Here is an 11829-nt window from a genome sequence, read left to right on the forward strand (position 1 = left end):
TAGGCACGCCGCCAGCGTTCGTCCTGAGCCAGGATCAAACTCTGCGTTGAATGGTAAAGCACTGACCAATTGGTCAGGCCCACTCCATTGAATTAAACGTGGACTTGCTGTATTTGCTACTGTGATCTGGTTGTGAAGGTGCCTGCTGAAAACAGACTGGGAAAACAAAACCAGGAAGCCTCAGAATGCTCTGAGTTCCTGGCGACGTCTCTGACCAATACATCAGCGCGGTTCGCTCGGTTGTTGTCTCCACTTGTCCTGGTCTGCATTGCCTTTCGGCAAGCGAGGCCTTGTTCGTTTCAGCCCTGACAGTATATCACCGTGGCAAGAAGTTGTCAAGTATGTATTTTAGAGCTTTGTGAGCGGGATTGACGTACGATATTAATAGATGTGCTACAATGCAGATGCGTTCAGCTTGGGAGTGCAAGAAAGGAGTCGCCGCATGGCTACGTTAGAGACGTTGATCCGAGACCGTCTGGCCCATAACCATTGGGGTATCCTTGGTAATCAGGGATATGTGCTCGGGGTCGATCTCGGTAGCTATGGGCTCCGAGTGGCCCTAGCCAACCTGCAACACCATACCTTCCATACTATGTCCAGCGAAGAGGTCAATGAGTCACCTGATGAGGTCGTTGAACGGGTCATTGCAATGGCACGTGCGTTACTGAACGCCCATGAGGTCTCCCCTGATCATCTTGTTCGGGTTGGGGTAGGTTTTGGCGGCCCGGTGGATTTGCGTTTTGGTACGGTTCGACTGGCTCCACGGCAACCCGGCTGGGAAAATTACCCCCTACAGGAACGCTTTGAACAGGCCTTTGACGCCGTGACCGTGATTGATAATGATGCGAATGTGATTGCCCTTGGTGAAGCAACCTTCGGCGTTGGGGCCGGATGTCAACATCTTGTCTATCTTCATCTAAGTAGTGGTGTCGGGGGTGGGTTGGTGCTGAATGGCCGCCTGTACCATGGGGCAACGTCGACGGCAGGCGAAATCGGCCACGCTGTGGTTGGGCGAGGATGGGACGGTACCGGTCGCCCCGAAACACTCGAAGAACTGGTGTCGATTACTGGCCTCTTGCAGCGCGCGAGACGCTATGGCCTCGAAACTGATAACCTTGACCAGATCTTTGGAGAGAGTACGATCGGCCGTCGTGTGGTACAAGAGACAGTCGATCTGATCGCTGTGCGCTGTGCACAAACGGTGGCACTGATTGATCCTGAGATGATCGTGCTTGGGGGTGTCGTTGTTCGCATTGGTGGCGAGGATTTTGTGCAAGCTATTGCAGAGAAGGTGAACACCTTCATCGCTCCACAATTTGCACGCCCCTTGCCGGTCGTGGCCTCAGTACTGGGGCCTGAAAGCGTCACCGTCGGTGCCATTGCCAATGCCCTTGATAGCCTCTCTGATTAAAGTTGCAGGGCCATGATGCGCATGGTATAATTGCGGATTGGTGACTGTTACGCCAAAAATACCGGGATCATGAATCACACTGGGCCCTGCTCGCTCCGATGAGCAGGGCTTAACATGGAGCAGGCATGGATGCAAAAATGATTACCTTTGGCGATACCGCGATGGAGAAACTCCTGCAGTGGTTGCGCTCGGTAGGTGAACCAAAAGATATAGATGATCTTTTGCGGCAGTATCTCGAAATCCTGAGCAGCTTGGTGATGGAGGAGAACGAATGACCGGCGCACCACCAATGGGCACCGTTGAGCAGCACGATCTGGCTAATGAGATCTATCAACTGTTGATCGCCCAGGGGACGTTGTTTGCCCTGCATGCACCGATCCGACAGACCCTGACCAATCTCACGGAGTTCCTTGCTCTACGCCATCAGTATGACCACGAAACTCTGGCAGTAGCCATTGAGACGGCACTTGAGGCCGATCCACGCTTTACCCGTGAGGAAGTTGCTGGTGAGGTGCGTTTTGTGACCTCACGCCACGGGGCGTATATGCCTCGTCAGGACATTGATACCCATTCCTTTCGTCAGCGCCTGCACGAGCCTGAACATCCGCTGCCAGTTGATGATATTAGCGTCGTTGTTTCAACGTCACGCCCGGCGATTACTTCGGTTGAGCCGGTCTATATCTCTGATTACTGGCAGGTTCAGGTTGGCATCGCGCCAGTTGAAGATGGGGGCGATGAAGACGAAGCAGAGACCGGGCAGTTTGTGGCGCCCATTCATGAATCAGTTGCATCGATCGACCTTGTGAGTTCACCAGTCGTTCCCTTCGATGAGGGGCTGCCAACAGCCAATGTTGTCACGCTCGCTGAAACGGAACCAGCCATCACCGCCCAGGCCACAGGGCAACAAGAGGCAGTTGAAACTGAGGTGCTGCGCCCTGACATGCCTCAGACGGTTGTTGAACCAGTTGAGGGAGAGACGATCACGCACGCACCGGTCACACCGGTCGCACCGGTTGCACCGGTCGCACCAGTCCCGTCAGTGCAAATGCCGCCAGCAGGACGACAAACCATCGATCGTTCAACGATCTTTACGCTGCCTGATGGCACGATGATCGATCTGCGTCAACCGAGTGCGGCCTTGTTGGCTGAGCATGGGAGCGCGATGGCGCAGCTGTTGGCTGATAAGATCGAGCAGGACCCCCTCCGCCGCATCGTCAGTTTTGGACGCTACTATTTCCCTGAAGCCAATGTCGTTAATCTGGGGAAGAACGACCTGCGCAAGATCCGTGAGTATATGCTTGAACGGAATGAGCCCTTGCTTGATGCCGAGTTGATCAACGACGTGTTTTATCATAATGCACGTCAGGCTGATTACGAAGGGCTGCGCTTTTCGATCAATTACCGGTTGCATCGCGAAAAAGACTTCGAATTTGTTGGCGTCGAGGGTGCTAACCTCTGGTCAACCCGAGGCTTACCCGTGATTGGCGGCAAACGGATCAAGGCTGCTGAGATGGGACAGATTACCTCGTATCTCGTCGAAGGCTTTGACGATAGTCGCGACAGCATCGATGAAGGAACGGCAACTGAAGTGACCAGTGTCACGCATCAGTTGACCTTCTTTGAGTGGGAGTATGGGATTATTCCGCTTGATGCAGCCCTGGCAGCATTATTGCCTGGCCCAGTCTTGAGTGATCAACGCAGTGCCGTGCTTCGCTTTGACTCCCCTCAGCGCTATAGCCAGGTTCTGGTTGAGGTGCGTTATCCCACAGGCAACCGCGGTGGCTGGCTACAGGGTCTCGAAGAGTTCTTCCACGAACATCTCGTGCCCAGTGCGCGGGTAACTTTGACGCGCACCGATGAACCGGGGATCTTTACCCTGACCTATGAGGAAGGCAGTGAGAGTGATGAGCGAATTCTGACCTTCGATGAGAAGAAGAATAAGCTCGGCTTCAACAATGTGACGTTCTATTGCGCGATTGATGAGGAACTCTTGCCTAGCCAGAGTCGCCTCGGTCGCTTGAATCGTCTCAAGGCTTTCCCTATGGGTGAGCGCCGCAAGGCCGAAATGATCCTGGAACATGTTGCCGAGGTGATTGGTGAACAGGTGGGGAGCCGCGCTGAACCACAGTATGCCATTACGCTTGACGATTTCTTTGTGGCTTACAATGTGCTACGCCCCGCTTCAAAAAGGCTCCTCCGCTCGCTCCTCGAGCATAGCCCCGGGTTTGTCGCCGATGAGACAAGGCCCGATCTCTTTACCTATGTCCCGATGACCGGGACGGATGTTGAAGCGAATGAGGATGAGGATGACGAGCAGCGCGAACCAGAGGTCAGTCGCGCTGATGTACCGCCAACCCGCCGCCGCTATGGTGGGCGGTATGATGAAGATGATGAGTAGTTCGTCAACTCTTGAGCTTCAATTGAGTCATCTGGGCGATCAAGATCGCCCCCTCGCATATGCAGAACTCAAGTCGCTGGCAGAGCTTGATGCCGCAGGGTTCAAGCTCTTCCAAGCGACTTGGCCGACGTTCCCTGCCGAACGCCGGATCGCGATTCTCCGTGCCCTGAACGAACTCGGCGAAGATAATCTTGACCTCGATTTTCGTCCGATTATGCGTGAATGCCTGCATGATAGCGAGGCTGATGTCCGTGCGACAGCGATTGTCGGGCTGTGGGAAGATGAGTATGAAACAACAATGGATCAGCTCATTATGCTCATGACCGATGATCGCACAGGGGTTGTACGCGCAACGGCAGCCATCGCCTTGGCCCGTTTTGCCTATCAGGCTGAAGTTGGGGAGCTTGAGCCAGCCGTGGGTCAACGATTGTTGTCAGCGTTGCTCAACGTCACGATTGATCCAGAACAACCCCTAGAGGTTCGGCGCCGTGCCATTGAAGGCCTCGGGTATTTTGCTGAATCAAAAGAGGCGCAGGCCGCGATTGGACGCGCCTATGCCCACACCGAACTGGCAATGCGTGAGAGTGCGGTGCTCGCGATGGGTCGTTCGATGAGGCCAACGTGGCTTCCCTATATCGAGCGTGAATTACAGAGTCCTTCGCCAGCCCTGCGTTATGAGGCGGCACGCGCCGTCGGTGAGTGTGCAGAGGATGGGCGCCCACTTTTGCCAGCACTCTTGCCCCTGGTTGAGGATGACGATACCGAGATTGCCCTGATGGCAATCTGGGCACTTGGTCAGGTTGGTGGGCCAGGAGCCAAGCGTGTGCTTGAACGACTCGTACGTTCGCGTGATGCGGCCCGTCGCGAAGCAGCGACGGATGCGCTCGATGAGTTGAGTCTCGATGAATTGTAGCAAGCACTCGGTTGACCACACAACGGAAGAGACATGCCCCTCCACTATACGAGCCTGAAGCAACTGACGCAAGCCTATCGCCATCTGGTGCTTTCACCACACCTTGATGATGCGGCGCTATCGTGCGGGAGCATGCTCGCTGGCTTTGCTGCCCGCAAACAGCCAGCCCTGGTCGTCAATATTTGTAGTGGAAGCCCACCCCCAACAACCCGCTGGAGCCGTTTTGCCGAGGCGCTGCATAAACAGTGGGCGTTGCCTGCGGCTGAGGCGATGCAGCTGCGTTTGCAGGAAGATAAGGCAGCGCTCGAGATACTCGGCGTAGATAGTTATCAGCTTGATCTGCTTGATGCGATCTATCGGGTACCTCACGCCTATGTTGATGATGCAACCCTCTTTGGCACGATTGCCCAAGACGATCCGCTTGGGGGTGAGGTACGGCCACATATCGAGAAGCTGATCGAACGCTTCCCTGATGCCACCGTCTATGCCCCTCTCGCCGTGGGTAATCATGTTGATCATCAGGCTGTCTATCGCGTGGCCTCCGAGTTGGCGCGTAACGGGGTGAGCGTTGCGTTCTATGAGGATGTGCCATATGTGGCAAAACCAGGTGCCTTTGAAGCACGGATGGCGGTTCTGGGCGGAATAGAGGCATTTACTCCGATCCTAATGCCAGTTGATGCGGTGACCCTGGCGCGCAAGCTTGATGCGATCAAGGCGTATCATAGCCAGATCGCAACAGTTTTTGGCGATCTCGCGGCAATGATAGCCACGGTGACGCATTATACAGCCTCGCTTGCTGGTGAAGAGAGCAGTGGCGCCGAACGGCTCTGGGTACGACGATGATAACGCCAACCCTGCGTACACCAGGCCCTCAGCAACGCCAGGGCCTGGCGTTGTTTGAACCAGAACCTTCGGTGTGGGACGCTTTTGTCAAGCAGCATCCCCAGGGAAGCCTGCTGCAGCAACACAACTGGGGACAACTGAAGGCTTCGTTCGGTTGGCGCATGCAACGCCTTGCTGTTGTAGGTGCAGATGGCGGCTTGAAAGCCGGCGCGTTGGTGTTGTTCCGTTCGCGCTATGGCTTGAGCATTGGCTATACGCCACGCGGCCCGCTCTGGTCAGGCGAATCAGCGATCGATCACCTGCTGCTCAAAGGTCTCGAACGGGTCGCCCGGCGGGCACGTGCCGTCTTTTTACGGCTCGAACCAAATCTCACCGAGCATGATCCTGCTGCGGCGCAATGGCATACATGGTTTTTGCGCCAGGGCTTGCAACCAGTGTCAACCATTCAGCCACGTAGTTCGCTTCATGTTGCCCTGACTTGTAGCGAAGAGGCGCTGCGGGCTGCCTGCTCGAAGGGGCATCGGGCCGATATACGCCGGGCGCAGCGCAATGGGGTGGAAGTACGCATTGGTGATGAAGCTGACCTGATCTCCTTTTTTGCCCTCATGCAGGCGACGGGTACACGGGCACATTTCAGCGTGCATAGTGCTGACTACTATAGTACCGCCTGGCAACTCTTTCAACCTGATGCCTTGCTGCTCGTGGCCAAGGTTGACGGTGAGCCAGTTGCCGCACAGATGGTCTTTGCCGATGCCAGGGCCGGATATTATCTCTACAGCGGAGCCAACGGTGTTGGGATGAAGAGTGGGGCCAATCATCTGCTCACCTGGCATGCGTTGAACTGGGCGCGTACACGCGGATGTGAGTACTATGATCTCTGGGGTATTCCAGACGCATTCGGTCAAATGATCAATGCGCCTGACGAGATAAGCCGGGTGGCGCTCGAAGAGGAGGCCCAGGCTGATCCATTGATCGGTGTCTACCGCTTCAAAAAAGGGTTTGGGGGGCGCATTGTGCGCTATCTTCCCGCCTATGATCGCATCTTGCTCCCCCCGCTTTACCGTGTGGTGCGCCAACGGATCGACTGAAGACGATCCTACCCTGCAACGATCGCACTGGGAGCCTCATCGCCGTGGGGAGTGCGTTCATCACTCTGGAGCGCGTATTCGCGTGCCCAGAGTTGAATGCCTTCCCATTCGCGCAAGGCCGCCTCGTGAACGATGTCAGGGCGCCATCGTTCTAGAATGTACGGCTGATCGACCGCAGGTGGGTGGTAACTCACCACTGGGATAACGGTAGCCGTATCGCCTTTGCCCCATTCGGTCTCTTCGCCCGGACCAAGGGGGAGCGCAATTTCATGGAACGTAACCGCTTCGGCATGGGTGGTGCGGTCAATCAGATGATCGGCGAGTTCGCACACCCGACCATGATCGAGCAGCGCTTTCAATAATTCGTCGGTCATCCGCGAACGCACCGAAAATTGCACCAGACGGAGATAGCCGACCTTGACGAGCGGGCGGAGAAAGCCTCGCACCGCTAGTTTGCTGCGTTCACCATTGGCCCACCGCAACCCAATACCTGAAGATGCTGTCTCACGTGCATTGCCCCCCGCAAGACTGCCCGCCACCGTTGTGGCAACTGGCCCACTGGTAATGGGATAAAGCTCGATGCTCTCACCGAAATCCCAGTGCTTGATCACCTCGGCCCCTCCGGGACGCTGGTGCTTGATCTCGCACTGGCTAATGCCCGCGTCGCGCAGCGCTTCATCAAGGGCCGCGTCGCGCCCGGCTTCGATGTGAAAACCAATATACGGGCTGAAGCGACCGCTCCCGATGGTACGCCGAGCAACACTTTTGCCGTTGGCATACTGAAGGGTGGCTGCGTCGTGGATCGTCCGCACTTTGTTACGCCCGATCATGTCCTGGTTCCTCTCGTGATCATTGCAATACACTGAAAGCATTGAAAAGCATTGTCCGCTCCTTATTTTTCATTGTAGCACAAAAGTTCTTTTTGTCAAGAACTGGCACAGAGGCAAGACCTGTGTCACAATAGATCTATGCATCCAATTATTCACTGGTTTCGGCGCGATTTGCGCCTTGCCGACAATGCCGCGCTGACGGCAGCAGCCAAGGCGAGTGACGGGGCTGTCGTGCCAGTCTATATCTTTGATGAAACGATCATCCACAGCCGCTTTGCCAGTCCGGGGCGTACGGCCTGGTTGCTCGCGAATCTGCAGCAACTCGAGGCCGATCTGCGTACATGTGGGGTGCCCCTTGTGGTGGCTCGCGGCAATCCAGTTGAGGTGCTGCCAGCCCTGGCGCGGGCAACCGGCGCTCGTGGGGTCTACTGGAACCGCGATTATACGCCCTATGCGGTACGGCGTGATGCTGCGCTGAAAACACAGCTGCGTGAGGCAGGGTTCGAGGCTGAGAGTTTCAAGGACGCGGTCATCTTTGAGTTTCACGAAGTCCTGACGAAAGAAGGCCGTCCCTACACTGTCTATACGCCGTATGCCCGACGCTGGCGGCAACTACTCGCTGAACAACCAGTACACACTATTGCCAGACCAGCCCTGATTCCCTATGTATGCCCACCAGAACTGGCGACTATGAGCGCAGTTTTGCCGGTTGCACCTGGGGGATCAGCAATACCCACCCTCGCTCAATTTGGGATGCAATTGCCGTATCCGCTGCCGGATGCTGGCGAACACTCCGCCAACACATGCCTGGCTCGTTTCGTCTCCCTGCACCGTGACGCGCCCATTGCAGCATATGCTGAGCAACGCAATCTGCCCGGGGTGCATGGAACCTCGCGCCTCTCGCCGTATCTCCGGCTCGGCATCATTTCGCCACGTCAATTGCTGACGGCAGCACGGACGCTACGCGAACATCCTGACGGTAGCAACGCACTCACTGGCATCGAGACCTGGCTTGGAGAACTGATCTGGCGCGATTTTTATGTGCAGGTGCTCTATCATCATCCGTATGTCCTGCGCGGGGCTTTTCGTCAGGCCTACGATGCCCTGGCTTGGGCGAATGATCCAGCCCATTTCGAGGCCTGGCAAACCGGACAGACGGGCTACCCAATTGTTGACGCGGCGATGCGCCAGTTGCGGCAGGAGGGTTGGATGCATAACCGGGCGCGGATGATTGTAGCTTCGTTTTTAACTAAAGATTTGCTGGTTGATTGGCGTTGGGGTGAACGTCACTTTATGCACTGGCTCCTTGATGGCGATCCAGCGGCGAACAATGGTGGCTGGCAGTGGGCGGCAGGTACCGGCACTGACGCGCAGCCCTTTTTTCGGATCTTTAATCCAGTCAGCCAGGGGCAAAAATTCGACCCCGAAGGCATCTATGTACGGCGCTATCTCCCCGAACTTCGCAATGTCCCCAATACATTCATCCACGAACCCCACCGGATGGCATCAGCCGACCAGATTCGGGCCGATCTCCAGATCGGACGGGACTATCCGCAACCGATCGTTGAGCATAAAGTCCAGCGCGAACGAGCGCTCGCACTGTACGCTACCGTACGCAAGGCTCAGCCCGAAGCATGAGGCGCGCATGGATCAAGTTCAGCAATCAGAATTTCATAGGGAACAAGCGTCACGCTGGGAAGAGGCAACTGCGGCTCACTGCGCGAACCACTGGAAAAGAGCAACCGTGCCTCAGGACGGTTGCAGGCGAGGGTGAGTTCCTGGACATGTGCGGAAAAGTTGAGCAAAACCAGACAGAGTTGGCCCGATGATGCGTCATGACGCAGAAAAGCAAGGTAGTGCTCGCTATGCGAGTGCAAGACGCGATAATCACCGGCAAGAAGGGCGGGTGTTCTTCGGCGCAACGCGAGGATCTGCCGATAGAAACTCAGCGTTGATTGAGGATCGTTTGTTTGATCTTCAACGGTAATCCCCTGCAAATAATTGGGATGCACGGGTAACCAGGTCGCCGATGAAGCCTGACTGAAACCGGCATGACGCGAGCGATCCCACTGCATTGGGGTACGGCAGCGGTCACGGGTACGGGCCAGGACGTGCTGGAGCGCCTCGGCATGCCCAACGTCAGCCTGTTCGGTCAAAAGACGGTACTGGTGCAGAGCGATCGTATCACGCACGTCACTGAGGGTGCTCAGTTGCAGATCGATCATGCCCAACTCTTCGCCATAGTAGAGAAACGGCGTACCCCTGAGGGTCAAGAGCAGCGCCAGATGGACGCGGGCCAACGCATCATTGTGCAAGCCATCGCCATAACGGTGCCACATCCGCGAGACATCGTGATTGCCAAGGGTATTGCACGGCCATGCCCCAGACGGAAGATCGGTGAGGCGCAGGGCTTGATTGTCACGAATATGGGCCGGGGTCAACGCATGCGTCTGCATCAGAGGAAAATTGAAGACGAGATGCAACTCGTTATCACCATCACCGTGAAACGTGACATTCTCATCTTCACCAACCAGCACGCGCTCGCCGGGATAGGTATCAACCAGCGTGCGCAATTCCTGCATCAGTTCGTGGAGGCCAGCCTGATGGATCTGGAACTGCAAGATCTGGCGAATTTCCTCGCCTGAAAGAACCCCGATATCAATGATTGGTTCGCGGGTAAGGGGAAACTGGTGATCGAGCAGATCAGGATGTTCAAAAATGGTACCAATAGCATCAAGGCGAAACCCATCAACCCCCAGGTCAAGCCAGAAACGCACGACGTGCCACATCGCCGCTTTGACATCTGGATTACGCCAGTTGAGATCGGGCTGTTCTTTCAAAAACGCATGATAATAGTATTGACCAGTCGCTTCATCATAGGTCCAGGCTGAACCACCAAAGATCGACACCCAGTTATTCGGCGGGCCATCGGGAGAGCCATCACGCCAGACATACCAGTCCCGTTGCGGATGCGTGCGGCTTGAACGCGAGGCTTGAAACCAGGGATGCTGATCAGAAGTATGGTTCAGTACCAGATCGATGATCACCCGTAGACCACGGTCATGCGCTGCCGTCAGAAAACGGCGAAAATCATCGAGCGAGCCATATTCGGGTGCTACGTCAGTATAGTTCGCAATATCATAGCCACAATCGCGAAAGGGCGAAGGATAGTGCGGCGAGAGCCAGAGCGCATCAACCCCCAGTTCGACCAAGTGGTCAAGACGAGCAAGCATGCCAGGAAAATCGCCAATGCCGTCACCATTGCCATCGGCAAAACTCCGTGGGTAGATCTGATAAAAGACCGCCTGTTGCCACCACTTGAGAGTCTTCATAGGGCGCGCAGCCGTGCGGCCGCCTCCTCAGGGGTCAAATCACGTTGAGGTTCGCCAAGCATTTCGTAACCGACCATAAATTTACGAATCGTTGCCGAACGCAAGAGCGGCGGATAGAAGTGGGCATGCAGATGGCATTCGGGGTATGGGTCGCCATCAGTCGGGCGCTGATGAAACCCCATCGAATAGGGAAAGGTCACCTGGAAAAGGCGATCATAGCGTTGATTGAGGTGCTGCAACATCCAGGCCAGGCCGTCACGCTCTTCTGCCGAGAGATCGGTCAGCGCCCCGCAGTGACGCCGCGGCAAGACCAGTGTCTCGAACGGCCACATCGCCCAGAAGGGCACAAGCGCCACAAAATAGTCGTTGGCACAGACAATGCGTTCTTGCTGTTGAAGTTCCAGCGCCAGATAATCACAGAGCAGGCACGAGTTATGGGCCGTCAGATACGCCCGCTGCTGCGCCAACTCTTTCAACGCCTCATTCGGCAGATGCTCGGTTCCCCAGAGTTGTCCGTGGGGATGGGGATTACTGGCCCCCATCATGGCCCCGCGATTTTCAAAAATCTGCACATGGCGCACCCAATCAATGGCACTCAGTTCTTCATACTGCGCCGCCCAGGCATCAACAATCGCCCGGATCGCCGTGAGATCCATCTCGCCAACGGTCAGATCGTGGCGCGGTGAAAAGCAGATCACCCGACAGATGCCACGCTCGTGCTGTGCCGTCAACAACGGATCGACGGGTTCACTCAGATCCTCAGGGGGATCTGGGCGCAACGCACTGTAATCATTTTGAAAGACAAAGGTTGTCGTATAGTGAGGATTCTGCTCGCCGTTCGCCCGCCGATTGCCAGGGCAGAGGTAGCAGTCGGGGTCATGGGAGCGTTGCGGAGGCGCGGCAACTGGTTCGATCTGGCCGAGCCAGGGGCGGGCCGTACGATGGGGCGAAACAACCACCCATTCGCCCGTAAGACGATTGAGACGGCGGTGCGATCCTTTGATCGAGGCCATG

The 11829-nt window shown here is 56.1% G+C and carries 10 protein-coding genes; 7 read left to right on the top strand and 3 right to left on the bottom strand.

The annotated features are described in order from the left end of the window. Nucleotides 1-442: 442 nt before the first annotated feature. From EYB53_RS18720 to EYB53_RS18745, 6 genes are all read left to right on the top strand, one after another. Entirely contained in the window at nt 443-1411 is a 969-nt protein-coding gene (locus EYB53_RS18720; protein ID WP_135479922.1) for an ROK family protein, read from the top strand. 125 nt (nt 1412-1536) lie between these two features. After that, nucleotides 1537-1686, top strand: a complete 150-nt coding sequence (locus EYB53_RS18725) for a hypothetical protein (protein ID WP_097652883.1) — start codon at nt 1537-1539, stop codon at nt 1684-1686. Continuing rightward, a complete protein-coding gene (locus tag EYB53_RS18730; RefSeq protein WP_135479923.1) occupies nt 1683-3809 on the top strand; it encodes a hypothetical protein in 2127 nt (708 codons plus the stop codon). The genes EYB53_RS18725 and EYB53_RS18730 overlap by 4 nt, the downstream gene beginning before the upstream one ends. Continuing rightward, complete coding sequence (locus EYB53_RS18735) at nt 3790-4722, top strand: HEAT repeat domain-containing protein (RefSeq protein ID WP_254151138.1); 933 nt, start codon at nt 3790-3792, stop codon at nt 4720-4722. Before EYB53_RS18730 ends, EYB53_RS18735 begins: the two co-directional genes overlap by 20 nt. Nucleotides 4723-4755: 33 nt before the next feature. Continuing rightward, nucleotides 4756-5565 (top strand): PIG-L deacetylase family protein, encoded by an 810-nt coding sequence (locus tag EYB53_RS18740; RefSeq protein ID WP_135479924.1) that lies wholly within the window; start codon nt 4756-4758, stop codon nt 5563-5565. Then, nucleotides 5562-6653: a lipid II:glycine glycyltransferase FemX gene (locus tag EYB53_RS18745; protein ID WP_135479925.1), complete on the top strand. Its 1092-nt coding sequence runs from the start codon at nt 5562-5564 to the stop codon at nt 6651-6653. Before EYB53_RS18740 ends, EYB53_RS18745 begins: the two co-directional genes overlap by 4 nt. 8 nt (nt 6654-6661) lie before the next feature. Here the strand turns inward: EYB53_RS18745 and EYB53_RS18750 are convergent, their stop codons facing one another. Then, nucleotides 6662-7483 carry a hypothetical protein gene (locus EYB53_RS18750; RefSeq protein WP_135479926.1) on the bottom strand — a complete coding sequence of 274 codons (822 nt, stop codon included), beginning with the start codon at nt 7481-7483 and terminating at the stop codon, nt 6662-6664. 138 nt (nt 7484-7621) lie between these two features. Between EYB53_RS18750 and EYB53_RS18755 the strand changes: the two genes are divergently transcribed. Next, the gene (locus EYB53_RS18755; protein WP_135479927.1) at nt 7622-9121 is read left to right on the top strand and encodes a cryptochrome/photolyase family protein; all 1500 of its coding nucleotides are present in this window, start codon (nt 7622-7624) and stop codon (nt 9119-9121) included. Here the strand turns inward: EYB53_RS18755 and EYB53_RS18760 are convergent. Then, on the bottom strand, nt 9106-10815 hold the full coding sequence (locus EYB53_RS18760) for a glycoside hydrolase family 13 protein (RefSeq protein WP_135479928.1): 1710 nt from the start codon (nt 10813-10815) through the stop codon (nt 9106-9108). The genes EYB53_RS18755 and EYB53_RS18760 overlap by 16 nt on opposite strands. Next, nucleotides 10812-11828: a UDP-glucose--hexose-1-phosphate uridylyltransferase gene (locus EYB53_RS18765; protein WP_135479929.1), complete on the bottom strand. Its 1017-nt coding sequence runs from the start codon at nt 11826-11828 to the stop codon at nt 10812-10814. The genes EYB53_RS18760 and EYB53_RS18765 overlap by 4 nt, the downstream gene beginning before the upstream one ends. Nucleotide 11829: the final 1 nt, after the last annotated feature.

The sequence above is a fragment of the Candidatus Chloroploca mongolica genome, assembly GCF_004762035.2.
GTDB lineage: Bacteria > Chloroflexota > Chloroflexia > Chloroflexales > Chloroflexaceae > Chloroploca > Chloroploca mongolica.